We start from the raw sequence: 24,050 nt of genomic DNA on the forward strand, positions 1-24,050 counted from the left end.
GACCGCTGGTCGGGACCCTTCTGCTGTTCGATGTACTCATTGATGGTCGACAAGGGCGCGCCGCCGCACGATTCGGCGCGGCACCGGGGGGACGGGACCTGCCGGCCCCACGGGTAACGGCCGATGTGCGCGGGGAATCGTTTCGCGGGCGGCAGCGGCAAGCCTGTCGACGGCCCGGAACAGCAGGCTCGGGCGCGAAGCCCGGTCCTCCGGCGACCGGTCCGTCACTTGACCGCTCCCGCCGTGATGCCGCGGGTCAACGCGCGTTGGAAGATCAGGAAGAAGACGATGGCCGGTATGACGCCGAGCAGCGCCGAGGCGCTGGTCATAGTGGCGTCCATCATCCGTTGGCCCTGGAGCACGCCCAGCGCCACCGGCACGGTCTGGTTCTCGTTGGAGATCAGCAGCACCAGCGGGAGGAAGAACTCGTTCCAGGTCCAGATGAAGAAGAACACGAACAGCACGCCCAGGGTGGGCCTGCTGATCGGCACCACGATCCGCACCAGCGTCTGCCACTTGTTGGCGCCGTCGATGCGGGCGGCCTCCAGCAGTTCGCGCGGGAAGCCGCCGAGCGTCGAGGTGAGCAGGTAGGTGCCGAACGCGGCCTGGATCACCGTGAAGATGATGATCACGGCCAGCTTGGTGTCGTACAGGCCGGTCTCGTTGGCCAGGAAGTACAGCGGGTAGGCCAGCGCCTCCTGCGGCAGGGTGTTCGCGATGAGGAACACCACCAGGATCCACAACCGGCCCTTCACCCGGCCGATGCCCAGCGCGTAGGCGTTGAACACCGACACGATGACCGCGAGCACGGCCACCGACCCGCTGATCACCACGCTGTTGAGCAGCTTCTCGCCGAAGTCGACCCGTTCCCAGAACGCGATGATGCCGTCCAGCGACACCCCGCCCGGCAGGTCGAGCGGGCCGCCGGTCGAGTACTCCGCCGGCGTCTTCACCGCGTTGAGCGCGACGAGGACGAACGGCACCAGCATCACCACGGCCAGCAGGATCATCGACCACAGCACCGCGTGCCGTCGCATCAGCGCTCACCCCGGTTCTGCACGCGCAGGAACACGGTCGTGAGGATCAGGATCAGCACGGTGAGGACGGTGGCGATGGCGGCGCCGTAGCCGACCTGGGTCTTCTCGAAGAAGTTCTGGAACGAGTAGTAGGACGGCACGTTGGTCGAACCGCCCGGCCCGCCCCTGGTCAGCACGTAGATCGGCGCGAACACCTTCAGCGCGGCGATCGTGCACGTCAGCAGCACCACGAAGATCTCCGGCCGGATCTGCGGCACGGTGACGTGGAAGAACCTGCCCCACCACGACGCGCCGTCCAGCTCGGCGGCCTCGTGCAGCGACGGGTCGACGCGCTGCATCCCGGCCATGAAGATCACCACCGGGTAGCCGACCTGGATCCACAGCATCACGCCCATCACCGACCACAGCGCGAAGTCCGGGTCGCCGAGCCAGTTCTGCGCCAGCGAGTCCAGGCCGACCGCGCGCAGCACCTCGTTCAGCGCGCCGTCCTGCGGTGCCAGGATCCAGCTCCACACGATCCCGGCCACCGCGATGGGCAGCACCTGCGGCAGGTAGACCGCCGCCCGCAGCACGGAGGCGTGCTTCGACCCGAAGTGCTTGCCGATGAAGTCGAACAGGGCGGCGGCGATGACGAGTCCCGCCAGGGTCGGCAGGATCGCCATCGCCACCACCAGGCCGACGTTGTGCCGGAACGACGCCCAGAACGTGCCGTCGCCCATCAACCGGGTGTAGTTGTCCAGCCCGATCCACTCCGGCGTGCCCGCGCCGGACCACTCGGTGAAGCTGATGCCGATGTTCATCCCGAACGGCACCAGGATCACCGCGAGCAGCAGCAGGCCGCCGGGGATCAGGAAGAGCAGGTACGACCCGCGGTCGCGGATCGAGGCGGGTACCAGGCTCATTTGCCGACGCTCGCCGTGTTCTCCTTGTAGTAGTCGGCCATCTCGGTCAGCACCTCGTGCGGCCCGAGCTGCCCGGTGATCAGCTTCTGCACCGACGAGACCTGCGCGTCGTAGAAGCCGGGCGCGGGCCAGTCCGGGTAGAACGCCAACCGGTCGTCGTCGACGAGCGCCTTGAAGTCGTCGTTGAGCTGCTTGGTCTTCGGGTCCGTCGCGGGGGTGTCGCCCGGCGCGACCGCGATGCCGCCCGCGTCACGCAGCTTGTCCTGGATCGCCGGCGACATGGTGATCTCGATGAAGTCGTAGGCGAGCTGCTTGTTCTTCGAGCCCTTGGGCACGACCCACAGGTTGCCGCTGGAACCGGCGGTCATGCCCGGCCACGGCGCCGTGGCCCACTCGAAGTCCTTGACCTGCGCCTGCACCCGGCCGTACCACCAGCTGCCGCTGATCATGATGGGGTGCTTGCCCTGCATGAACGACAGGCCCATGTCCTCGGCCTTCACGCCGGCGGAGTCCTTCGAGATGTAGCCCTCGCGCAGCCACTTGGCGAACGTCTCCGCGCCGAACACCCACGGGTTGTCGTGGAAGTTCACGTCACCGGTGTAGCGCTGGAACCGGTCGACCCAGTCGCGGTCGGCCTTCGTCAGCGCCAGCTGGTACAGGATCTGGTGGGCCGGGTACTCGGCCCCGCCGACCGCGAGCGGCGTGATGCCGGCGGCGGCGAACTTCGTCATCGCGGCGGTCAGGTCGTCCAGCGTCTTCGGCGCGGACAGGCCCTGCTGGTCGAACATGGTCTTGTTGTAGTAGACCATCACGTACTCGGCGTAGTTGGGGATGCCGTACCACTTCCCGGACCCCATCACGCCGCGCTCGTCGTACTTGGCCGTGGTGTCGATGCCGGGCCCGAGCTTCTTGTCCCAGCCCCGCTTGGTGACCTCTTCGCTCATGTCGGCCAGCAGGCCCTGCTTGGACAGCAGGCCGGTGGTCGCGTTGCCCTTGTTGTACTCGAGGAGGTCCGGCGCGTCGTTGGAGTTGAGCACCATCGACGCCGTCTTCTGGATCTGCTCGAAGCCCTTCTCCTCGAACTCCACCTTCACGCCGGGGTGCGAGGCCTCGAACTGCTTGATCGCCTCGGCCCACGCCACGCCCATGGCGCTGTCCGGTCCCTCGTAGTGCCACAGCTTGAGGGTGTTGGGGTCGGAGGCTCCGTCGGAGCCCCCGCAGCCGGCCACGGCCAGCACGGCCGCGACCGCGGCCACCAGGAGACGCTTGGACATCAGGATGTTCCCTCCACGGTGAGGTTGTCGATCCGGGCCTTCCCCGTGAAGACCAGGTACACGTCCTGCCGACCGGTCGCGCCGCGCAACGGCGACGTGACCGCGGTCCAGGAGTACTTGTCCGTCGTGGTCGGCACGGCGAGCGTGCCCACCAGCCGGCCGGTGGGACCGCCGAGGCGCACCTCGACCGTCGTCGGCGCGTCCGGGTTCGCGACCCGGGCCGTCAGCGACCGGGCCGACCGGCCCAGGTCGACGTCCTCGAACGCGACCCACTGGCCGGGCGCGGTCGAGGCGACGGCGGTGCCGCGTTCCTTGGTGGTGTCCACCAGCGTCACGCCGGAGTAGTCGTCGAAGTTCTGCGCCTGCGTGGTCTTGCGCAGGTCGCGCGGCGGGATCGTCTCGCCACGCACGCTGATCGTGCGGGTCAGCGGGCCGACGGTCAGGTCGTGCGGCGCGGTCTCCACCACCGGCTTCCCGCGGGTGACGTCCCAGAACGCCAGGTCGGCCGCGCGGACGGTCAGCTCGACCGTCTTCGTCTCACCGGGCCGCAGCTCCACCCGGTCGAACGCGCGCAACTGCTTGACCGGCTGCTGGACCCGCGACTTCTTCTGGTGCGAGTACAGCTGCACCACCTCGGCGCCCGCGCGGTCGCCCCTGTTCGTCACGTCGACGCGGACCTTCACCTGGCCGGCGGCGTCCACCGCGGTCCGGTCCACCCTCAGCTTCGAGTAGCCGAACGACGTGTAGCTCAGCCCGTACCCGAACGGGTAGAGCGGCTTGCCGCGGAAGTACTGGTAGGTGTGCCCGGACTTGGAGATGTCGTAGGTGAGCTTGTCCGGCAGGTCCGCGTCCGAGCGGTACCACGTCTGGGTCAGCTTGGCGCTCGGGTTGTGGTCGCCGAACAGCACGTCGGCGAGCGCGCGGCCGGTCTCCTGGCCCGCGTGCGTGGTCCACAGCACCGCGGGCAGGTCGGCGGTGTCCCAGTCGCCCGCGTACGGGTAGCTGCTCTCCAGCACGACGATCGTGCGCGGGTTCGCCTTGCGCACCGCGTCGATCACGGCGCGCTGGCCGGCGGGCAGCACGGTCGTCTTGCGGTCGTCGTCCTCGCGGCCGTTGATGAACGGCATGCTGCCGACCACCACGACGGCGGCGTCCGCGTCCTTCGCCGCCTCCACCGCGCTGTCCACGCCGCTGCGCACGACCTCGCGCCCGAACTTCGTGGCGTTCCCGACCTCGGCGGCGCCCACGGTGAGCCTGCCGTCCGCGCCGACGACCACGTACTTGTTCGCGCCGAACCACGACTGCGTGACGTCGTTGCCCGCGTACTCCAGCACGTGCGCACCGTCCGGCTGGGTCACGAGCTTGAACTGCTGCTGGACGAACCAGCCGTTCGGCTGCACCGCGTTGTTGACCAGGGCGCGGCCGTCGCCCAGGGACACGGTCTTGCCGTTGGCGGCGGCCCGCAGCGTGACGGTGCCCTCGCCCCAGTCGAACACGTCGAGCCCGCTCGCGTCGCTCGGTGTCGCCTCGGTGGCGGTGAGAGCGGCACCCGAGTCCGCGGTGGACGCGGTGACGTACCTGCCGGTGGCCAGGTCCTTCAACCTGATCCGGTCGACGCCCTCGCTCGACGTGACCGCGGCGCGTTCGGCGAGACCCTTCACCGGCGTGATCCGGTAGGGCATCGTGCCGGAGTACCAGTCCTCGTACAGCGTGTCGGCGAGTTGGCCGACGACCGCGACCTTCTTGGTGTCCGAGGTGGACAGCGGCAGGGTGTTCTTGTCGTTGCGCAGCAGCACGACCTGTTCGGCGGCGACCTCGCGGGCGAGCTGCCGGTGCTCCGGCGCGTCGATCACGTCCGGCGTGATGCTCGCGTACGGGTTGCGCCCGGCCGGGTCGAACTCGCCGAGCCGGAACCGGATCGACAGCACGTGCCGCGCCGCGTCCTCGACGTCGGCCATCGTGATCAGGCCGCGGGCGATCGCCGTCTTGACCGACGACGTGGTCGGCGCGGAGTTCTGGTTGTCCTCGGTGAAGTTGTCCAGGCCGGCCCGGATGGCCGCCGCGTTGCCCTCCACCTCGTCCGGGTAGTACCGCTGCGGCCCGGCGACGTTCGACGCGCCCGCCGCGTCGCCGACGATCATCAGGTCCTCGTCGGTCCAGGAGCGCACGGTCTCGTCCAGCTCGTGGCCGACGTGCGTGGGGCGGCCGTTGACCAGGTTGTACGAGGCCATCACGCCGGTGGCGGCGTCCGCCGAGATCGCCGGCTTGAACGCGGCCTCGTCGTAGTCCTTCAGGATGCGCGGCGGCACGATCGAGTCGACGGTCACGCGGTCGTCCTCGACGTTGTAGGCCACGTAGTGCTTCAGCGTCGGCGCGGCCTGGAGGTAGTCGGGGTGGTCGCCCTGGACGCCGTGCCCGAACGCGGTGGAGATGGCGCCGGTCAGGTACGGGTCCTCCGAGTAGCCCTCCTCGTTGCGGCCCCAGCGCGGGTCGCGCAGCAGGTTCACCACCGGCGCCCACAGGTTGAGGCCGTTGAACGCGGGGTTCTGCGCGTGGAAGCCGCGGGCCTCGCGCCCGGTGACCGCGCCGACCTGCTTGACGAGGTCGGGGTTCCAGGTGTTCGCCAGGCCGAGCGCCTGCGGGAAGACGGTGGACCCGCCCAGCCACGCCACGCCGTGCAGCGCTTCCGTGCCGGTCTTGAACGCGCCGATCCCGAGCCTCGGGATCGCTGGCTGGTACTGGTGCAGCAGCGAGACCTTCTCGTCGACGGTCAACCGGCCGAGCAGGTCGTCGATGCGGGTCGCGCGCGGCAGGTCGGGGTCGCGGAACGGGAGCTCTTGGGCGTGCGCGGGCAGCGGCGCCGACACCAGCACCGCGGCCAGTGCGAGCAACAGCGAGCGGCGGGCTCTCAACACTGATCGACCCCTTCGTCTTCGGGGAAGCGTGGAGCTCCCACATCATCGAAGCGCTTCGACTGGCAACCGTAGAGGGCCGGCCGTGACGGACGCAACAGGTTGCCGCGGGCCGTTCGGACCGACGTTCCACCAGGTGGACCGGCGTCGGCGCCGTCCGCCGTACAACTTTCGACCCATCGACGCACGACCAAAGTGACAGTGGCATTGAATCCGCGCCCGGACGTGCCTTTGATTGCACAGGCCGGCTCCCGAACCTGGAAGGCACTCCCACATGAGCCAACTGCTGCACGTAAACGCCTCGCCGCGGGGCGCGGCGAGCCAGTCGCTCGCCGTCGCCGGGGCGTTCCTGTCCGCGTACAAGGACCGCAAGCCGGAGACCAAGGTCGACGTCCTGTCGGTGTTCGAGGACAGCCTGCCCGATTTCGGCACCACGGCCGCCGCGGCGAAGATGGCCGCGTTCGCCGGGCAGGAGCAAACCCCCGAGCAGGTCGACGTCTGGAGCCAGGCGCGCGCGGTGTTCGACCGGTTCGCCGCGGCGGACGAGTACGTGTTCAACATCCCGATGTGGAACGCGGGCGTGCCGTACGCCCTCAAGCACTGGATCGACGTCGTGACGCAGCCCGGCTGGGTGTTCGGGTTCGACCCCACCGCCGGGTACAGCGGCCTGATGACCGGCCGCAAGGCGTTCGTCGTCTACTCCAGCGGCGTCTACACCAACGGCGTGCCGCAGGAGTTCGGCGTGGACTTCCGCGGCACGTTCTTCAAGGACTGGCTCCGGTTCGTCGGCATCACCGACGTGACCGAGCTCCACTACGACGGCAATGGGATGCTCGCCGACCCGGAGACCGCCCTCAAGGCCGCCATGGCGGAGGCCGAGGAGCACGCCGCGAAGTTCTGATCCACCGCCACGAAAAGGGCCGACACCTGCGGGTGTCGGCCCTTTCCCGTTTTCGGCGCCGGACCGACTACCACTTTAGGAGAATCGACGGAGCAATAGGAGGTACGCACCCCACCGGAAACGCCTGCCGCGCTCTAACGTCGTCCCCGGAATGAGCGAAAGGGGACCGACATGACTTCGAACAACAGCGGGGCGCTGCTGCTCAGGTCCGTGGACGACCACCTGGGCCCCGGCGCCACCCGGTTCTTCGGCTCGGGTTACCGCCGGGTGGACTACGCGGTCAGCGACACCCGGCTGCACGGCGCCGCCGACGGGCTGGCCTCCACGGTCGAGATCCGCTACCCCTCGGACTGGTCGCGCAAGACCGAGGACACCGAGCTGCGCCCGCACCTGTCCACCATCGACGTGCTGATCCTCGCGGTGCGGGCGGCCGAGCTCCTGACCGCCCAGCGCAACGGCCTCGACCTCGCGGCACGCGGCCGGACGTGGCTGTGCCGAGTGGACATCAAGGCGCCCGCCAAGCCCGTCGAGGGCAACCTCTTCTCGCTGCCGGTCGCCGCCGCCCACGTCTCCACCGAGGCGGCGGACGGAGGTCGCCTCCGGTCCACAGTGGCCGTCAAGGTCGCCGCCATGCGGGTCCGCGTCCTGCTGGAGCACGACGCGGGCGGCCCGGCGGGGTCCTCGTCCGACCTGGACACCCGCTTCGGCGCGGACTACCCCGGCCTCTACGGCGGCGGCTTCCGCTCGTGGCGGCAGACCGTCGAGGACGTGGTCGTCGACGTGACCGCCGCGAGCGCCACCGCCAACGTGCTGGTGGAGCCTCCCGACGACCCGTTCGCCGACGCCGGTGTCGACTCCGCGGCAGGCCCCGTCGTGTCGATGGTCGACTCCTTCGTGGTGGCCCTCCAACTGGGGCAGGTGCTGCTGTACACCACCGACGACATGGACCGCGCGTCCAGCAACACGTTGTGGATGCGGCACACCACGATCACCGCCTGCCCGCCCACCGCCCGACGCGCGGGCGACTGGTTCCCCGCGGTCGCCGAACTGGTCGACCCGGCCCTGCTCGAGACACCGAACGGCGTCTGGCGCACGGCCACCATCGTCGGCGACAGCCTCGGCGTGGTCACCCGGTGCGCCGTCGCGCACCGGCTCCCCGATCCGAGCTGACCCCGCTCCACCGAACCCGGCCACCTGACCCGGCCACTCAACCCGGGCCACTCGACCTCGGCCCACCGAGAAACGAAGGCGGACAACACATGCGGTTGGGAATCTCCGGAACCTACTCTTCCGGCAAGACCATCACCGGGATGGCGCTCTCGCACTACACCGGCATCCCGCGGACCCAGGCCAAGACCATGCGCGAGATCCTGCCCGAGGCGGCGCCCGGCAAGGCGCTGGAGGAGTGCACCGCCGCGGAGCTGCTCCAGATGATCGTCGTGCGGCACGTCGACCGCGCGGTGCACGAGAGCAGGCTGTGGGACGGTTTCATCTCCGACGGCTCGTCGCTCCAGGAGTGGATCTACGGCGCGGTGCGGGTGACCGTCGGCATCAACCCCAACGACTCGGTGCACCTGTCCGACCTGGAGTCGGTCGAGAAGACGCCGGAACTGGCGTTCTTCGAGGAAGTCATGGGCCAGATCGGCAACGCGTTCAAGCGGCACGTCAAGGCCACCTTCGACGCGTTCGTGCACCTGCCCAACGAGCTGCCCCTGGCCGCCGACGGGCACCGCCCGGTCAACGAGCGGTTCCGCTCGATGTCCGACGAGCACCTCCGGTTGACGCTCACCGAGCTGGACATCCCCTTCCACGTCGTGGGCGGCACGCTGCCCGAGCGGTTGCGCCGCATCGCCGGGATCTTCGACCTGCCGGTGGCCCGCGACGTCGACAGCGCGATCGCCCTGGCCGAAGCCGAGTACGCGGCGATGGACGTGCGCGTCGAGACCGAACGCGCCGCTGCCGTCGTCTGACCGACCACACCCGTCGAGAGAAGGAGACAAACCGTGGAATCCGTGGTGGACGTGATCCGCACCGCGCTCGTGGAGAAGTACGGGGTGTTCGGCGACGACATGGGCGCCGACATCACGTTCGACGACCTGGAGGTCGACTCGCTGGTGCTGGTCGAGCTGTCCGTGGTGCTGGAGCGCCGCTTCGGCGTGAAGCTGCCCGACGGCGAGCTGACGCCCGAGCTGAGCCTGGGTGAGGCCGCCTCGCTGGTCGAGGCCAAGCGGGTCGCGGTGTGAGCAGGCCGGCCGCGGCGTTCTTCGACGTCGACGACACCCTCATCGCCGTCAAGAGCGTCTTCCGGTTCCTGGCCTTCCACCTGCGGCTGCGCGGGCGCCCGGACACCGAGTACGCGGCCGTGCGCGAGCGGGTGCGGCGTGCCGGCGAGACCGGGACCCGCACCGCCGCGCTGGCCGAGTACTTCCGGACGTTCGCGGGCCTCGGCGAAGCCGAGCTGGCCGGGCACGGGCGGGCGTGGTTCGACGCCGAGCTGGGCGGCGGTCGGCTGTTCCACCAGCCGGTGCTCGACCGGCTGGTGGCGCACGCGGCGGCGGGTGAGGCGGTCGTGCTGGTGTCCGGGTCCTTCCCACCGTGCCTGGACCCGATCGCCGAGCACGTGGGCGCCGACGTGGTGCTGTGCTCACGGCCGGAAGTGCGCGACGGCCGCTACACCGGGTCCGTCGCCACGCCGATGATCGGTGCGGCGAAAGCGGCGGCGGTGCGCGACTGCGCCGAAGCCCTCGGCCTGGACCTGGCGGCGTGCGCGGCCTACGGAGACCACGTCAGCGACCTGCCGCTGCTGGACGTCGTGGGACGCCCGGTGGTCGTCGGCGCCGACCCGGTGCTCGCCGCGCACGCCGCGGACCGGGGCTGGCCCGCCCTGGCCGGTGTCACGGGCTGAGACCGCCCGGGTGGGGTTCACCGCAGCGTCGCGGTGGACCCCGCCGGAATGTCGGCAGCGCGCGGTATCATCCACATCACGCACAGTGCCGTGCCCTCGACGTGCGACATGCGGGATTTTGGGGGAATTCGAGATGCCGAAGGCACGTGCCGACGACGTCACCGCCGGTGGCCTGCTGGCCGACCGCCGCGCCGAGATCCTGGTGCGGTTGGAGGCCAGGCTCCGCGACAGCCGGAGCCTGCTGGGCCAGGACCCGGCGGTGCTGCCCGAGTGCCTGGCGCGCGCGGACGCCATCCTCACCGCCACGGTCACCGACCTGGCGCGCTCGGCGCCGCCGGTCCAGCAGCAGCAGCCGGAACCGCCGGCCGGCGGCACCGGTGTGCTGATGGACGTGGTCCTGGCCGAGCTGCTGCGGGTCGCGGCCGAGCAGCCGCAGCTCGTGCCGGACCTGGCCGCCGTGCTGACCGTGCTGCACCGCAACCTCGCTTCCCAGGTGCACGCCATCGGCGACTCCTACGACACGTCGATCCTGCGCACCGCCGACGAGGCGCGCCGCCGCGAACGCCGCCAGCTCGCCCGCGAGGTCCACGACGAGCTCGGCCACGAGCTGAGCATCGCCATGCACCAACTGGAACTGGGCGAGCTGTACGAGGCGGCCGACGACCGCGCCGCCGCCGCGAAGCGGATCAGCGGCGCGCGCGAACACCTGGCCTCGGCGTTGTCCATCGTCCGCCAGCTCATCACCGAGTTCTCCGACGGGCCCGCCGCGCTGGACCTGGAGCAGGAGATCGTCGCCTTCGCCGACACGGCGGGCGCGTGGCGCACCGTCGTGCACGTCAAGGTGACCGGCAACCAGCGCCTGGTGCCCGACCGGCACCGCAAGGAGCTGTTCCTGATCCTGCGGGAGGCCCTGCTCAACGTGTTCGCCCACGCCGCGGCGGAGAAGGCCGTGGTGCTGGTGGACATCACCAGCGAGACGATCACCGCGTCGGTCGAGGACAACGGCATCGGCTTCGACCCGGCACGTGCGGCGGCACGTCAGGGTTTCGGCCTGGTGTCCATGCGCGAACGCGCCGGTTCGCTGGGTGGCAGTTGCATGGTGACCGCGACGGCCACGGGGTCGCGCGTCGATGTCGAGCTGCCGCTGCCGTGACCTCGGCACACCCCGACAGGATCACCATCCTGCTCGCCGACGACCACGTGATCCTGCGTGAGATGCTGCGGGAATCGCTGAGCGCCGAACCCGACTTCGCCGTCGTCGCCGACGTGGGCGACGGCATGGCCCTGGTCTCGGCCGCCGCCGAGCTGAGCCCCGACGTGGTGCTGCTGGACATCGACATGCCCGGCATCCCCGCGGCCCTGACCGTGCAGCGGCTGCGGGAAGTCGCACCACGCACCCGCGTGGTGGTCCTGAGCATGTACGACACGCCGGCGTTCGTCCAGGACATGCTCGCCCAGGGCGTGCGCGGCTACCTGAGCAAGGGGGTCAGCAGGCAGCACCTCGTCTCGGTCATCCGCAGCACCGTGCGCGACGGCCGGTCGGTGCAGATCTCGGTGTCGCCCGAGGCGGCGAGCATCGACCGGAACGAAGAACGCGAGACCCCGCTCTCGCGCCGTGAGCGGGGTCTGCTCGAACTGGTCGCGCAGGCGTTGAGCAACCGCCAGATCGCCGCGCGCCTGGGGATCACCGAAGCGACCGTCAAGCGCCACCTGCACAACATCTTCGCCAAGATCGGCGCCGTGTCGCGCATCGACGCCGTCAACAAGGCCGTCGACGCGGGGCTGATCAGCTCAGCCCAAGCGCCCCGCCCAGCCCCACCCCGCCCACCGCTCGGGGACTGACCGGCCGTCGGTCCTCCGGCGCCGGGATCAGTCCGACGGCCACCGCCTTGTTGACCGCGTCGATCCTGGACACCGCGGCCAGCTTGCCGAAGACGTTGCGCAGGTGCCTCTTCACCGTGCCCTCGGTGATGTCCAGCCGGGTCGCGATCTGCCGGTTGCTCATCGCCTGGGCGACCAGCGCCAGCACCTCGCGCTCGCGCGTGGACAGCAGCCCGCCGTCGTCCTCGGTCTCGGCGCTGGGCATCCAGGCCACCGAGACGACGACCCTCCGGTTGTCGGCGCACACGGTGCGGATCGCCGCGGCCAACTCCTGCCTGCTCACGCTCTTGTGCAGGTAGCCGCGCACGCCGAGCGACAGCAGTTCCTGCACCAGCCGCTGTTCGGCGTACATGCTCACGATGATGACCTGGGTGTCCGGCGCCATCTCGGCGATCTGCCGGACGGTGAACACCGGGTGGTTGCCCGGCATGCCCACGTCGAGCAGCACGACGTCGGGCTGCGTCCGCTTGGCCATCACCACGGCGCTGGCGCCGTCGTCGGCCTCGCCGACGATCAGGAAACCCGTCTCCATCCGGAGCATGTCGCAGACCGCCTCGCGCAGCAGCGTGTGGTCGTCGGCGACGACGATGCGGATCGGCGCGCGGTCAGGCACCGATCGCATGTCCCGCCTCCATCAACGGGATAGTGACCTCGAGGCGCGTGCCGGTGCCTCGGGTGCTGGTGATGGTCAGCTCGCCACCGAGCAGCGTGGCGCGCTCGGTCATCGAGGCGAGCCCGTACCCGGTGCCAGGGAGGTGGCGGTCGAAGCCGGTGCCGTCGTCCTCCACCACGGCGACCACCCGCCACGGCGTGATCTCGACGAACGTGGAGATCCTCGACGCCGCCGCGTGCTGGAGCGCGTTGCGCAGCGCTTCCCGGACCACCGTGTAGAGCTCGCCCAGCACCTCGCGGGACAGCCGGTGCTCGTCACCCTCCACGACGACCTCCACCACGGTCGAGGTGGAGTCGACCGAGGCGACGAACGCCTCCAGCGCCTCGCGCAACCCGGCGACCGGGACGTGCGGCCTCAACCCGGCGATCAGCCTGCGGGTGGTGTCCATCGTCTCGGTCAGCACCAGGCGGGCCCGCACGACCCTGTCCCGCGCGATGGCGCAGTCCTCGGAGTGCAGGACGTCGTACAGCTCCAACTGCCGGTGCGCCAGGCTCACGCCGTTGCCCACGTGGTCGTGGATCTCCCGGGCGAGGCTGTGCACGCCGTCGACCTGGGCGCGCTTGAACTGCTCGTACAGGAACCGCTCGTAGGCGATGGACGCCACGTGCATCCGCAACGAGATCGACTGGTTCAACGTGAGCATCGCCGTGCACAGCAGGTGCAACGCCGCCCGGTCGTCGGCGCAGACCTCTTGGAGGGTCCGCACCGTCAGCTCGATCAGCACGGCAGCGGCCCTGAGCGACTCGGCCGGGTGCACGTTGCCCGCCGCACGTCGGGCGCCGATCTCCCACGCCATCACCCAGGCGTCCTCGCTGCTCACGACCCGGCCCTCGCGCAGGCTGGCCGCGCACTCGTCGAGGATCGACCCGGCGTGCTCGACGCAGCTGCGCAACGTCGCCTCGTCCTCGGCCAGCGCGGAGTGCATCGCCCTCAACCTCGCGCCGTACTCGTCGAGCAGCACGTCACGGCGGCCGACGAACCGCGCCCAGACCGGCGTCGTCTCCGCACCGTGTTCGACGTCACATCGCTCGGGTAACCACCCTCGATCCGAGGTGCTCCCCGCCACCTTGCTTCTCATGCTTTCTCCGTCACGTCTCGGTCGACAGTTCCCAGGACCACTCGACCGCACTTGTGGTGCGGGACCGGAATGACCGCTCACTTCTCCACATGACCGGAAAGGGTGCCATTCCGCCAGGACGGTTCGGCGACTCCAACGGAATGGATGACCATGCCACGTCGCAGTCGATCAATGCTCGTCGCACGAGGCCACTGCCGTCCCGGACGCGGTCGCGAGGGCAACCAGGGCGTTCGGCAGCTGCGCACGTGGCGGCACCCGGCGAAGGATCCGACCGACCCTTCGGAAACCGAGCTATTCCTTACGGGCCACGTCGCCCCGTGCCGGCACACGCCGCAATGGCTGCCGAATCGCCAACCGCGTATAGCGGAACAAATCAGTGGCCCCTGTCTTCCCCCCTTAGCAGTCTCCGGCAAGATCGACCCAGATCTCGCCGGAGACCCGGCCTGGTCTTGACATTAGCACGGCTCAACCACGAGTCAACGTCGCGCAGCACACCCCGAAGCCATCCCGCAGAGCGGGCTATTAGCGGGGCGAAATGTATTGGCAGGACGTCACCCGACCGGTACTGGACGCGGTGCGCAAAAGCAGTATGTGAACGGAGCGTGGTCGGCGTCGGGCGACTTTGTCCGGATTCGGGCTCCGAGGTTACGGCGAGGTGTCGAATTCGGATCGGCGGCGCCGATGGACGATCTTCAGCCGCAACACGCCCCGGCAGGCGACCGTGCCCTGGCACCACCCGAATGCGTTACCGCCACGCGCACCACCCGAAGTGCTTTCCTACCGCAAAGACCGACCCACACCGCTCTCCTTTCCGCCCGCGCGCCTTCGGTCCGGCCGGGTCCGACACCGCGGACCGCCGTCTCAGCGCCTGATCAACGCGACGACGAGCACGGTCACCGCGGCGACGTGCGCGGCGTGCTGGGTTCGCATGTAGACCCGGTAGGGCGCGCCCACCCGCGCAGCCAGGCACAACGCGCCCACCAGCACCACTCCCGCCGGCAGGACGAGCACCGGCAGGTGCCACAGCACCGCGACGAAGAACCCGATCCCGATCAGGAGGGCGTTGCCGTTGACCACCAGCCGCGTCCGGCACGGCCCCCAGCGCACCGCCAACGTCCGCCGTCCGGCGGCGCGGTCACCGCTGGTGTCGGACAGGTCCTTGGCCAGGGCGCCGACGCCGGCCATCCAGCACGACAACGCCACCGCGGGCACCAGCATCGGGCCGAGCTCACCGCCGCCCGCGGCGCAGAAACCCGCCAGGTAGGTCACGACCCCGCCGACCAGGACCACCGCCACCGAGCCGAGCGCCGACCGCTTCACCGCCACCGGCGGCACCGAGTAGACCCAGCCCAGCAGCAGGAACGCCGCGGTCAACCCCAGGAACCGCACGCCGACCACGAGTGCGCCCAGCGACGCGACCACCGACGCGGCGACGGCGACCCTGATCGCCGCCGACGCGGCGAGCGCGCCCGCCGGGATGGGTCTGGTGGGTTTGTTGATCGAGTCCTCGACCGCGTCGCTGACACCGTTGACCAGGTAGACCGCCAGCACCGCGCACGCCCACACGAGCGCGCCCAGCAGCAGGCCCGGCAGGTCGAGGACGCCACCCTGGGCGCCCATGAGCCCGCCCACGGCGAAACGCAGCGCGAACACCACCTGCACTTCGGGTCTGGCCTGGACCCAGCACATCCGCAGCACGTTCACCGCGCGACTCGCCGCGCCCCACGCCATGCGCTCACGGACTCCCGGCAGACCACCCGGGCGGGCGCCGGGTCAAGGGCGCGCCGGACCGCTGCCCGCGCCCGTCGCCTCGATCGCCGCCGCGATGGCGTCCAGGTCCGCGGTCGACAGCTCCACCGAGGTGGCGTCGATCCAGTCGTGCAGCTGCTCCGGGCGACGCGCGCCGACGATGGCGCCGGTGACACCGCGCACCGACAGCGCCCAGGCGATGGCGACGCTGGACACCGTGGTGCCGTGACCGTCGGCGATGGGCCGCAGGGCGTCGACCAGGGCCAGGTTGCGGTCCAAGTCCGTGGTGAAGTCCGGCGCGCCGCGCCGCCAGTCGCCCGCCGGCAGCGCCTCGGCGCGCTCCCGCGAGAACGCGCCGGTGAGCAGGCCCGAGTGCAGTGGCTGGTAGACGATCGTGCCGGTGCCGTGGTCGGCACACCACGCCAGCTCGGGCACGGCGTCGCGCTGCAGCAGCGAGAACGGCGGCTGGAGGGTCTCCACGTGCGCGATCGCCTCGGCCTCGGCGAGCTGGGCGAGATCGTGGTTGGACAGGCCGATGGCGCGCACCAGCCCTTCCCGCTTCAGGTCGGCCATGGTCTGCCAGTACTCGGCCAGCGGCGTAGCCCACCGCTCGGCCAGCGGGTCGTCCCCGTCCGGCACCGCCAGGGCGCCGTCACCCGGCCAGTGCACCTGGAGCAGGTCGATCCGGTCCACCCCGAGCCTGCGCAGCGACGCCTCGACGTCGCGGCGGACGTACTCGGCGCGCATCACCTTGCGCGGCGAACCGGCGAGGTCCTCGGTGTCGGTCCACACGAGCCCGACCTTGGTGAACACCAGCGGCCGGTCGGCCTCGGGCAGCTGCGCCAGCGCCTTCCCGACGACCACCTCGGAGTGCCCGACGCCGTAGGCCGGCGCGGTGTCGATCCAGTTCACGCCGCGCTCGACCAGCGCCAGGATGGTCGCGACCGAATCGGCGTCGTCCTGCGGGCCCCACCCGAACTTCCAGTCACTGCCGCCTGCCGCCCAGGCGCCGAACCCGATCCTGCTGATCTCCATCCCGGTGGTGCCCAGCGGGGTGGTGGCTGTCATATCGTCTCTCCTTGACCGCACAGGTGTGGAGGTGCATTCGAGGCGCATTCGTGGCCGGCCTGGACCACTGTTCCACGGGCGAGCGGCGGCGGTCGATACACGATCACTACATCTTTGGTGCAGTCACTACTACTTTGGTTGTAGTGGGCCCGAACTTCGGGTGCACTCAGCATCTCACACGGCCCGGCCGGCGCTAGCCTCTTGCACGGAATGCCTCGGAAATGCAGGACAAGCCGATTCGAACGGCGCAGCCGACTGCACGACGAGCGACGTGATGAAAGGCCGTGAGATGTCGACTGTTGACGGAGCGCCGGCGACCACATCGCCCCCGGTGATGACCAGCCGCCAAAAAGTAATCCTCGTGTTGTTGCTCGGCGCCCAGTTCATGGTGTCCGCCGACTTCTCCATCCTGAACGTGGCCATTCCGGTGATCGGCAACGGCCTCGGTTTCGAGTTGGAGAACTTCCAGTGGATCGCCACGTCGTTCGCGCTGGCGTCCGCCGGGTTCACCCTGGTGTTCGGCCGGATCGCCGACCTGGCCGGTCGGCGGCGCATGCTGATCGTCGGCATGGTGCTGCTGGTGGTGGCCTCGCTGGTGGGCGGTCTGGCCAACACGCCGACGCTGCTGATCCTGGCCCGGGTCGCGCAGGGCCTGGCGACCGGCATCGTGATCCCGTCGGCGATGTCCCTGCTCACCACGTCGTTCCCGGAAGGGCCGATGCGTGACCGCGCGCTGGGCCTCAACGGTGCGCTGCTGTCCGCCGGCTTCACCGCCGGCGCGGTCCTGGGCGGCGTGCTCACGGGTGTGGCGAGCTGGCGGTGGGCGTTCCTGATCAACGTGCCGGTCGGTCTGATCGTGATCGCGCTGGCCCCGATCGTGCTGACCGAGAGCAAGCCGACCGAGCGCGCCAAGCTCGACATCCCGGGCGCGATCACCGTCAGCCTCGGCCTGGTCGCCCTGGTCTACGGCATCTCCAAGCAGGGCGAGGACGGCTGGGGCGACCCGGTGGGCCTGCTGTCGCTGGCGGTGGCCGCGGTCCTGCTGGTGGCCTTCGTGTTCATCGAACTGCGGGTGCAGTCGCCGCTGGCGTCGATGCGCATCCTCGCCCGACCCACGGTGAGCTGGGGCAACTTCGGTGGCTTGATCAGCTTCACGATGGAGACCTCGGCGATCTTCCTGATGACGCTGTACCTCCAGGAAGTGCTGGGGTACTCGGCGCTGGCGGCAGGCCTGGTGTTCGCCGTGCTGGGCGTGGCGGCGTTCCTCGGCGGCATCCTGGCACCCCGCATCATCGCGAAGCTCGGCAGCCCGACCACGCTGGTCGTGGGTCTGCTGATCCAGGGTGTCATGACCGGCGCGCTGTTCCTGGTCGACCGCGATCCCGGCAGCGTGGTGCTGGTCATCGTGGCCACCTCCGTCGCCGGTTTCGGGCACATGGTCGCGATCGTGGCGTACATGGTGACCGCCACCTCGGGCCTGCCCGACAACGAGCAGGGCCTGGCCACCGGCTTGACGTCGATGACCCAGCAGGTCGGCATCACCATCGGCATCCCGATCCTGAGCGCCATCGCCTCCAGCCGCATCCACCTGCTGGAGGGCACCTCCAGCCGTCAGGACGCGGTGCTGGGCGGTGTGACCACGGCCGTGCTGATCGACGCCGCCATCGTGGTGGGCGGCGCGTTGATCGTCGCGCTGTTCCTGCGCAAGTCGCGCCTCGTGTCGGCGCCGGCCGCACCGCCGGTGGTCGAGCGGGCCGCGTCCTGACGGACGACCGCCGAACTACCCGGCAAGAACACCGGAAGGGCCCCTCGCGGGGCCCTTTCGCACGTCCCGCGGTGGGCGCGAATACCACTTTCGGTCACCCCGTGTTCTTAGGAAACACCGGCCGGTTCAACCTTCTGACCAGCGCTTAATGTCATTTTTGGCAACGCGGTTCGCGCGTTGGTCCGATCAGTTGGATCGAAGCGAGGTGGAGATGTTGTCGTCAGCGAACACCCCGACGACGGACGAACCCGTCACCGACGCCGCGAGGGGCGACCGGTGAGCCGGGCAGCCGTCGTGCGCGGCCTGGGCGCCGTGGTGCCACCGGACGCCGTCACCAACGCCATGCTGGCCGAGCGGATGGACACGTCCGACGAGTGGATCCGCACCCGCACCGGCATCGGCCAGCGCCACGTCGTCGCACCCGGTGTGGCGACGAGCGACCTGGCCGTCGACGCGGGCGCGCGTGCTCTCAAGGCCGCCAACGTCGACCACGTGGACCTCGTCGTGGTGGCCACCACCACGCCGGACCACCCCTGCCCGGCCACCGCCCCGTCGGTGGCCGCCCGCCTTGGCCTGGGCCACGTGCCCGCTTACGACCTGGCCGCGGTCTGCACGGGCTTCGTCTACGCGCTGGCCTCCGGCGCGGGCGCGGTGGCCTCCGGGCTGGCCCGATCGGTGCTGGTGATCGGCGCGGAGACCTACAGCTCGATCCTCGACCCCACCGACCGCACCACGTCGGTGATCTTCGGGGACGGCGCGGGCGCGGTCGTGCTCACCGCGGGCGAGCACGACGAGCCCGGCGCGCTGCTGGAGTTCGACCTGGGCAGCGACGGGACCCTGGCCGACGTGATCATGATCCCCGGCGGCGGGTCGCGCCAGCGCTCCGGCGGCGTGCCCGCCGATCCGGCCGACGCCTACTTCCGGATGGACGGCAAGCGCGTGTTCCGCGCCGCGGTCCAGCGCATGGCCGGCTCGGCGCGCGTCGTGCTGGAGCGCGCCGGGTGGCAGGTGGACGACGTCGACCGGTTCGTGGGCCACCAGGCCAACGTGCGCATCCTGCGCGCCGTCGCCGAGGAGCTGGGTCTCGAACCCGACCGGCTCGTGGTCAACCTCGACAAGGTCGGCAACACCTCGGCCGCCTCGATCCCCCTGGCCCTGGCCGACGCCGCTCAGCGGGACGAGCTGCGCACCGGTGAGCGGGTGGTGCTCTCGGCGTTCGGCGGCGGTGTCACCTGGGGCGCATGCGCCTTGGTGTGGCCCGACATCGCGGTTTTCTAGGAGGGAGTCATGCAGATGGCTGAGCGGGCGGGCGAGCCCGACGTACTGGTGATCGGCGGCGGCGCGGTGGGCACCATGCTGGCCTGCGACTTGTTGCAGCAGGGCGTGTCCGTGCGCGTGGTCGACCGCAAGGAGGTGCTGGACGACGGCGACCCGCACTCGCGCGCGGTGCTGATCTGGCCGCGCATGCTGGAGCTGCTGCACCGCATCGGCGTGGTGGACGACCTGGTGTCGCTGGGTTTCCGGATCACCGGGGTCGGCTACTTCTCCGGCGGGCGGCGGCTGGGCACCGTGCCGATGGACCGGCTGGGCACCGCCTTGCCGTTCACCCTTTCCCTGCCGCAGCGCGAGATCGAGCGCGTGCTGCGGAACCGCTTCGCCGAACTGGGCGGCGTGTACGAACTGGGCACCACCCTGGAGGCCATCGACCCGGACGGCCCCGCCGTCGAGCTGCGCGGACCGGACGGCGTGGTGACCACCGCGCGGCCCAAGTGGGTGATCGGCTCGGACGGCGTGGGCAGCACCACCCGGCGGCTGCTGGACGTCCCCTACCCCGGCAAGCCGTTCGAGCTGGGCATCTCGATCGGCGACTTCCCGGTCACCGGACCGCTCGGCACCGAGGTGGAGTACCACTACTCCCGCAACGGGCTGCTGCCGATGATCCCGATGACCGAAGGTGTCGGCCGGATGGCCTCGATCGTGCCGCCGGTGGGTGACGGCTGGGAGTCGTTCACCCGCGACCAGCTCCAGGACATCGTGGACAAGCGGGCGAGCCTGCCCTACCGGATCGGCGAGCCCAAGTGGATCCGGACCTTCCAGCCGCGACCGGGCATCGCCGAGCGCTTCCGGGTCGGCCGCACGTTCCTGGTCGGCGACTCCGCGCACTGCGTGGTGCCGCTGGGCGGGCAGGGGCTGAACCTGGGCATCCAGGACGCCTTCAACCTCGGTTGGAAGCTGGGTGGGGTGATCCGGGGCCGGCTGCCCGAGCCGATCCTGGACACCTACGACGCCGAGCGGCGCCGGGCGGCCGAGCAGGTGACCGCGGTGGTGGACAAGCAGATCCTGGCGGCCAGGCAGATCAAGCCGCTGCCGAGCCTGGTGCGCGACGCGGTGGTGAGCACCGCGCGGGTGACCGGGATGCTGGAACGGGTGGCGGCGCCGTTGATCGGTGGCGTCGGCCTCGCGTACGGCAAGGCGCAGCGGCGGTCGCTGCTGCGCCCGCAACCCAGGCGGGTGCGCCCCGGCCAGCGGGTGCCGTTCCACTCGACCAACGGGTCGAAGACCGGGCGCGGGCTGCTGGACCCCGAGCGGTTCACCGCGCTGTTGTGGCCGGGCGCCGCGACACCGGACACCTGGATCGCCGACCGGGCCGGGGTGACCGCCCTGGTGGACGACGCCGCCGCCGTGCACGACCTGGCCGAGCTGCCGCCGGCGGAGCGCGCCGGGCTGGTGGCGGTGTTCGGTCGGCGACCGGTGGTCGCCCTGGTGCGCCCCGACGGGCACCTGGCCGAGCTCGCGCCGGTCTCCCGGCCGCACCCGGTCGTGTCGTTCCTCGCCACCGCGACGGTGAAGGCGGCCGACCAGACCACCCTGTCCGGCTGAACCGGCGCCGCAGCGGTGCGGCGGTCCGCCACGAGCGGTCCGCCGCACCGACGCGGCGCCGGCAATCGGGTGCACCTTTCGGTTCCCGGCGCTCATACTTCCGATGTAGTGGCCGTGTTCACGCCTTCGGCACCAGTAACGTTCGTCGTATCGGTTAAAAATCACGGCACAAAGGATTTGCATGACCCCGTCGAACCCATTGCGGCGACTCGACCGGCCGACAGGTCAACTCACCGTGGGCATCGATCTGCCCCTGGACAACGACTTCGCCTCGGCCCGGCGGCGCGGCGTGCCGGACCTGGCCCGGCACGCGGAACTGGCGGCGCTGGCCGACCGGCTCGGCTTCGCCGCGCTGTGGGTGCGCGACGTGCCCGTCCACGACCAGGTCCGGTTCGGCGACGCCGGCACGGTCTTCGAGACCTTCACCCACCTGGGCCACCTCGCCGCGACCACCACCGGCGCCGTGCTCGGCACCGCCGCCGTGGCGCTCCCGCTGCGCAACCCACTGCTGGTGGCCAAGGCCGCCGCCACGGTCGACGCGCTCAGCGGCGGCCGGTTCGTGCTCGGCATCGCCAGCGGCGACCGTCCGGTGGAGTACCCGCTGTTCGGCGTCGACTTCGACCAGCGCGACCGGATCTTCCGCAGTGCCGTGGACACCTTGCGCGCCGCCTGGGCCACCCCCGCGCCCGGCGCCGGGATCAGCGTGCCCGAACTGGGCGTGCACCCCGACCTGGCGCTGGACGTGCTGCCCAAACCCGTCGGCGGCACGGTGCCGCTGGTCGTGGCGGGCCGCGCGCGGCAGTCGCTGGAGTGGATCGCCCGGCACGCCGACGGCTGGTTCAACTACCCGCGTGACGTCGCGTCCCTGGCCGGGCAGATCGCCCAGTGGCGCGCGACGACCGACGAGGCGGGCACCCGCAAGCCGTACCTGATGCCGATGATGCTGGACCTGACCGAGGACCGCACCACCGGACCGTCGCCGATCTTCCACGGTCTGCGGCTGGGCGGCGAGGCGTTCCTCGAACACCTGGGCCGGCTCGACGAACTCGGCGTGAGCCACCTGTCGTTGAGCCTGCGGAGCAGCACCAGGCCCGTCGACGAGGTGCTCCACGAAATCGCGGAAACGGTCTTGCCGCAATTCCCGCGACACGTGGTGAGCACGTCCACTGCCTCCTAAGGGGTATGGCTCAGCGCGACCCGCCATTCCTACGCTCGAAGAGTGACGACATTCGACCAGATGGCACCTGCGGTGGCCTGGCCCGCGGAAAGCGCACCGGAAACACTGCGCGACCGGGTGGCCGCGCTGCACGCGCTGCGGGCGAGCGTCCGCTCCGGACCGGACGCGAGCGCCACGGCCCGGCAACACGCCAAGGGCAAGCTGACCGTGTGGGAACGGCTGGACGTCCTGCTGGACCCCGGCTCGTTCGTGGAGCTGGAAGGGCTGCGCAAGCACCGCGCGGTCGGGTTCGGCATGGAGCGCCGCCACCCGCCGGGTGACGGCGTGGTCACCGGCTGGGGCACCGTGGACGGCAGGCGGGTCTTCGTCTACGCCCACGACTTCCGGGTCTTCGGCGGCTCGCTGGGCGAGGCTCACGCGCAGAAGATCCACAAGATCATGGACCTGGCCGAGGCGGCGGGCGCACCGCTGGTCAGCCTCAACGACGGTGCGGGCGCGCGGATCCAGGAGGGCGTCACGGGCCTGGCCGGCTACGGTGGCATCTTCCGTCGGAACGTCCGGGCCTCCGGCGTGATCCCGCAGATCAGCGTGCTGCTCGGCCCGTGCGCGGGTGGCGCGGCGTACTCGCCGGCGTTGACCGACTTCGTGTTCATGGTGCGCGGCACCGCGCAGATGTTCGTCACCGGCCCGGACGTGGTGCAGGCGGTGACCGGCGAGGTGATCACCCACGAGCAGCTGGGCGGCGCCGACGTGCACGCCCGCGAGTCCGGGGTGGCCACGTTCGTGCACGACGACGAGGTGAGCTGCCTGGAGGAGGTGCGCTACCTCATCTCGATGCTGCCCTCCAACAACCAGGAGGCGCCTCCCGTCGTCGTCAGCGACGACCCGGCCGACCGCCTCAACACCGCCCTGCTCGACCTGGTGCCCGCCGATCCGTCCCTGCCCCACGACATGAGCCGGGTCGTCGCCGAGGTGCTCGACGACGGCGAGTTCCTGGAGTTCAACGAGCACTGGGCGGGCAACGTGCTGTGCGGGCTCGGCCGGATCGACGGGCACGTGGTCGGCGTCATCGCCAACCAGCCGATGGTGCTGGCGGGCGTGCTCGACATCTCCGCCGCCGAGAAGGCCGCGCGGTTCGTGCAGACCTGCGACGCGTTCAACATCCCGCTCGTCACCCTGGTCGACGTGCCCGGTTTCCTGCCCGGCAGCGACCAGGAGCACCGCGGCATCATCCGCCACGGCGCGAAGCTGCTCTACGCCTACTGCGCGGCGACCGTGCCGCGGGTGCAGGTCATCGTCCGCAAGGCGTACGGCGGCGCCTACATCGTGATGGACTCCCGCTCCATCGGCGCGGACCTCTCCTTCGCCTGGCCCATCAACGAGATCGCCGTCATGGGCGCCGAGGGCGCCGCGAACGTGGTGTTCCGCAAGGAGATCGCCGCCGCGCCGGACCCGGCGGCGGCCAGGCGGGACCGCATCACCGAGTACCGCGACGAGCTGATGCACCCCTACTACGCCGCCGAACGCGGTCTGGTCGACGACGTGATCGACCCGGTGCGCACGCGGGTCGTGCTGGCCGAGTCGTTGGCGGTGCTGCGCGCCAAGCACGCCGGGCAGCCGTACCGCAAGCACGGCAACCCGCCGTCATGACGGGCGCCGTCGCGATCCGGGGCGGGCACCCGGACGAGGTGGAGATCGCCGCGCTGTTCATCGCGCTGGCCACGCTGAGGGCCTCGCCGTCCACGACCACGAGAGCGCGAGCGCGAGCGCGGCAGTGGGCACGTCCCGCCCGCTACACCGCACCGACGTCGTGGCGGGGCGTGGGCCGGTCACCGTGGTGAGGCCGTG

General features: G+C 70.6%; 21 protein-coding genes. 13 read left to right on the top strand and 8 right to left on the bottom strand.

Annotation, left to right across the window (positions count from 1 at the left end; all coding sequences use genetic code 11):
- Positions 1-224: 224 nt before the first annotated feature.
- The 4 genes from ADK67_RS02600 to ADK67_RS02615 are packed head-to-tail and all read right to left on the bottom strand — an operon-like array spanning position 225 to position 6,128.
- A complete protein-coding gene (locus tag ADK67_RS02600; RefSeq protein ID WP_053714746.1) occupies positions 225-1,037 on the bottom strand; it encodes a carbohydrate ABC transporter permease in 813 nt (270 codons plus the stop codon).
- Positions 1,037-1,939, bottom strand: a complete 903-nt coding sequence (locus ADK67_RS02605; RefSeq protein ID WP_053714747.1) for a carbohydrate ABC transporter permease — start codon at positions 1,937-1,939, stop codon at positions 1,037-1,039. The genes ADK67_RS02600 and ADK67_RS02605 overlap by 1 nt, the downstream gene beginning before the upstream one ends.
- Positions 1,936-3,213 (bottom strand): ABC transporter substrate-binding protein, encoded by a 1,278-nt coding sequence (locus ADK67_RS02610; RefSeq protein WP_053714748.1) that lies wholly within the window; start codon positions 3,211-3,213, stop codon positions 1,936-1,938. Before ADK67_RS02610 ends, ADK67_RS02605 begins: the two co-directional genes overlap by 4 nt.
- Positions 3,213-6,128, bottom strand: a complete 2,916-nt coding sequence (locus ADK67_RS02615; protein ID WP_053714749.1) for a glycoside hydrolase family 3 protein — start codon at positions 6,126-6,128, stop codon at positions 3,213-3,215. Before ADK67_RS02615 ends, ADK67_RS02610 begins: the two co-directional genes overlap by 1 nt.
- A gap of 271 nt (positions 6,129-6,399) precedes the next feature.
- Between ADK67_RS02615 and ADK67_RS02620 the strand changes: the two genes are divergently transcribed.
- The 7 genes from ADK67_RS02620 (at position 6,400) to ADK67_RS02650 (ending at position 11,773) form a co-directional block, all read left to right on the top strand.
- Entirely contained in the window at positions 6,400-7,026 is a 627-nt protein-coding gene (locus tag ADK67_RS02620) for an FMN-dependent NADH-azoreductase (protein WP_053714750.1), read from the top strand.
- Between the two features lie 171 nt (positions 7,027-7,197).
- Complete coding sequence (locus ADK67_RS02625; RefSeq protein WP_053714751.1) at positions 7,198-8,196, top strand: AvrD family protein; 999 nt, start codon at positions 7,198-7,200, stop codon at positions 8,194-8,196.
- Between the two features lie 89 nt (positions 8,197-8,285).
- Positions 8,286-8,996 (top strand): AAA family ATPase, encoded by a 711-nt coding sequence (locus ADK67_RS02630; protein ID WP_053714752.1) that lies wholly within the window; start codon positions 8,286-8,288, stop codon positions 8,994-8,996.
- 33 nt (positions 8,997-9,029) lie between these two features.
- Complete coding sequence (locus tag ADK67_RS02635) at positions 9,030-9,269, top strand: phosphopantetheine-binding protein (protein WP_053714753.1); 240 nt, start codon at positions 9,030-9,032, stop codon at positions 9,267-9,269.
- On the top strand, positions 9,266-9,931 hold the full coding sequence (locus ADK67_RS02640; protein WP_053714754.1) for an HAD family hydrolase: 666 nt from the start codon (positions 9,266-9,268) through the stop codon (positions 9,929-9,931). The genes ADK67_RS02635 and ADK67_RS02640 overlap by 4 nt, the downstream gene beginning before the upstream one ends.
- A gap of 133 nt (positions 9,932-10,064) precedes the next feature.
- The gene (locus tag ADK67_RS02645) at positions 10,065-11,084 is read left to right on the top strand and encodes a sensor histidine kinase (protein ID WP_053714755.1); all 1,020 of its coding nucleotides are present in this window, start codon (positions 10,065-10,067) and stop codon (positions 11,082-11,084) included.
- On the top strand, positions 11,081-11,773 hold the full coding sequence (locus ADK67_RS02650; protein WP_053714756.1) for a response regulator: 693 nt from the start codon (positions 11,081-11,083) through the stop codon (positions 11,771-11,773). The genes ADK67_RS02645 and ADK67_RS02650 overlap by 4 nt, the downstream gene beginning before the upstream one ends.
- Here the strand turns inward: ADK67_RS02650 and ADK67_RS02655 are convergent.
- The 4 genes from ADK67_RS02655 to ADK67_RS02670 all read right to left on the bottom strand — a co-directional run bounded on the left by ADK67_RS02655 (position 11,718) and on the right by ADK67_RS02670 (position 16,380).
- Positions 11,718-12,434: a response regulator gene (locus ADK67_RS02655; RefSeq protein ID WP_063797479.1), complete on the bottom strand. Its 717-nt coding sequence runs from the start codon at positions 12,432-12,434 to the stop codon at positions 11,718-11,720. The two genes, ADK67_RS02650 and ADK67_RS02655, sit on opposite strands and share 56 nt — an antisense overlap.
- Positions 12,418-13,563: a sensor histidine kinase gene (locus ADK67_RS02660; protein WP_082403160.1), complete on the bottom strand. Its 1,146-nt coding sequence runs from the start codon at positions 13,561-13,563 to the stop codon at positions 12,418-12,420. The genes ADK67_RS02655 and ADK67_RS02660 overlap by 17 nt, the downstream gene beginning before the upstream one ends.
- An 861-nt stretch (positions 13,564-14,424) precedes the next feature.
- Positions 14,425-15,294 (bottom strand): UbiA family prenyltransferase, encoded by an 870-nt coding sequence (locus tag ADK67_RS02665; protein WP_053714758.1) that lies wholly within the window; start codon positions 15,292-15,294, stop codon positions 14,425-14,427.
- Positions 15,295-15,336: 42 nt separating this feature from the next.
- Positions 15,337-16,380: an aldo/keto reductase gene (locus ADK67_RS02670; RefSeq protein WP_053714759.1), complete on the bottom strand. Its 1,044-nt coding sequence runs from the start codon at positions 16,378-16,380 to the stop codon at positions 15,337-15,339.
- A gap of 334 nt (positions 16,381-16,714) precedes the next feature.
- Between ADK67_RS02670 and ADK67_RS02675 the strand changes: the two genes are divergently transcribed.
- The 6 genes from ADK67_RS02675 (at position 16,715) to ADK67_RS02700 (ending at position 24,043) form a co-directional block, all read left to right on the top strand.
- The gene (locus tag ADK67_RS02675) at positions 16,715-18,145 is read left to right on the top strand and encodes an MFS transporter (RefSeq protein WP_157619860.1); all 1,431 of its coding nucleotides are present in this window, start codon (positions 16,715-16,717) and stop codon (positions 18,143-18,145) included.
- Positions 18,146-18,421: 276 nt separating this feature from the next.
- The gene (locus ADK67_RS02680; RefSeq protein ID WP_053714761.1) at positions 18,422-19,423 is read left to right on the top strand and encodes a beta-ketoacyl-ACP synthase III; all 1,002 of its coding nucleotides are present in this window, start codon (positions 18,422-18,424) and stop codon (positions 19,421-19,423) included.
- 9 nt (positions 19,424-19,432) lie between these two features.
- Positions 19,433-21,025, top strand: coding sequence for an FAD-dependent monooxygenase (locus ADK67_RS02685; RefSeq protein WP_053714762.1), 1,593 nt, complete (start codon positions 19,433-19,435; stop codon positions 21,023-21,025).
- Between the two features lie 181 nt (positions 21,026-21,206).
- Entirely contained in the window at positions 21,207-22,202 is a 996-nt protein-coding gene (locus tag ADK67_RS02690) for a TIGR03571 family LLM class oxidoreductase (protein ID WP_053714763.1), read from the top strand.
- 60 nt (positions 22,203-22,262) lie between these two features.
- A complete protein-coding gene (locus tag ADK67_RS02695; protein WP_053714764.1) occupies positions 22,263-23,852 on the top strand; it encodes an acyl-CoA carboxylase subunit beta in 1,590 nt (529 codons plus the stop codon).
- On the top strand, positions 23,849-24,043 hold the full coding sequence (locus ADK67_RS02700; protein ID WP_053714765.1) for an acyl-CoA carboxylase epsilon subunit: 195 nt from the start codon (positions 23,849-23,851) through the stop codon (positions 24,041-24,043). Before ADK67_RS02695 ends, ADK67_RS02700 begins: the two co-directional genes overlap by 4 nt.
- The last annotated feature ends 7 nt before the right edge of the window (positions 24,044-24,050 follow it).

Origin of the sequence: Saccharothrix sp. NRRL B-16348, from assembly GCF_001280085.1 — a bacterium.
GTDB lineage: Bacteria > Actinomycetota > Actinomycetes > Mycobacteriales > Pseudonocardiaceae > Actinosynnema.

What these genes read in the sequence shown, in the direction of transcription:
- ADK67_RS02685 (WP_053714762.1), top strand. Translation starts at nt 19,433, where the DNA reads ATGCAGATGGCTGAGCGGGCGGGCGAGCCCGACGTACTGGTGATCGGC.
- ADK67_RS02670 (WP_053714759.1), bottom strand. Translation starts at nt 16,380, where the DNA reads ATGACAGCCACCACCCCGCTGGGCACCACCGGGATGGAGATCAGCAGG.
- ADK67_RS02620 (WP_053714750.1), top strand. Translation starts at nt 6,400, where the DNA reads ATGAGCCAACTGCTGCACGTAAACGCCTCGCCGCGGGGCGCGGCGAGC.
- ADK67_RS02630 (WP_053714752.1), top strand. Translation starts at nt 8,286, where the DNA reads ATGCGGTTGGGAATCTCCGGAACCTACTCTTCCGGCAAGACCATCACC.
- ADK67_RS02700 (WP_053714765.1), top strand. Translation starts at nt 23,849, where the DNA reads ATGACGGGCGCCGTCGCGATCCGGGGCGGGCACCCGGACGAGGTGGAG.
- ADK67_RS02675 (WP_157619860.1), top strand. Translation starts at nt 16,715, where the DNA reads ATGACCAGCCGCCAAAAAGTAATCCTCGTGTTGTTGCTCGGCGCCCAG.
- ADK67_RS02655 (WP_063797479.1), bottom strand. Translation starts at nt 12,434, where the DNA reads ATGCGATCGGTGCCTGACCGCGCGCCGATCCGCATCGTCGTCGCCGAC.
- ADK67_RS02690 (WP_053714763.1), top strand. Translation starts at nt 21,207, where the DNA reads ATGACCCCGTCGAACCCATTGCGGCGACTCGACCGGCCGACAGGTCAA.
- ADK67_RS02610 (WP_053714748.1), bottom strand. Translation starts at nt 3,213, where the DNA reads ATGTCCAAGCGTCTCCTGGTGGCCGCGGTCGCGGCCGTGCTGGCCGTG.
- ADK67_RS02695 (WP_053714764.1), top strand. Translation starts at nt 22,263, where the DNA reads ATGGCACCTGCGGTGGCCTGGCCCGCGGAAAGCGCACCGGAAACACTG.
- ADK67_RS02660 (WP_082403160.1), bottom strand. Translation starts at nt 13,563, where the DNA reads ATGAGAAGCAAGGTGGCGGGGAGCACCTCGGATCGAGGGTGGTTACCC.
- ADK67_RS02645 (WP_053714755.1), top strand. Translation starts at nt 10,065, where the DNA reads ATGCCGAAGGCACGTGCCGACGACGTCACCGCCGGTGGCCTGCTGGCC.
- ADK67_RS02665 (WP_053714758.1), bottom strand. Translation starts at nt 15,294, where the DNA reads ATGGCGTGGGGCGCGGCGAGTCGCGCGGTGAACGTGCTGCGGATGTGC.
- ADK67_RS02625 (WP_053714751.1), top strand. Translation starts at nt 7,198, where the DNA reads ATGACTTCGAACAACAGCGGGGCGCTGCTGCTCAGGTCCGTGGACGAC.
- ADK67_RS02600 (WP_053714746.1), bottom strand. Translation starts at nt 1,037, where the DNA reads ATGCGACGGCACGCGGTGCTGTGGTCGATGATCCTGCTGGCCGTGGTG.
- ADK67_RS02605 (WP_053714747.1), bottom strand. Translation starts at nt 1,939, where the DNA reads ATGAGCCTGGTACCCGCCTCGATCCGCGACCGCGGGTCGTACCTGCTC.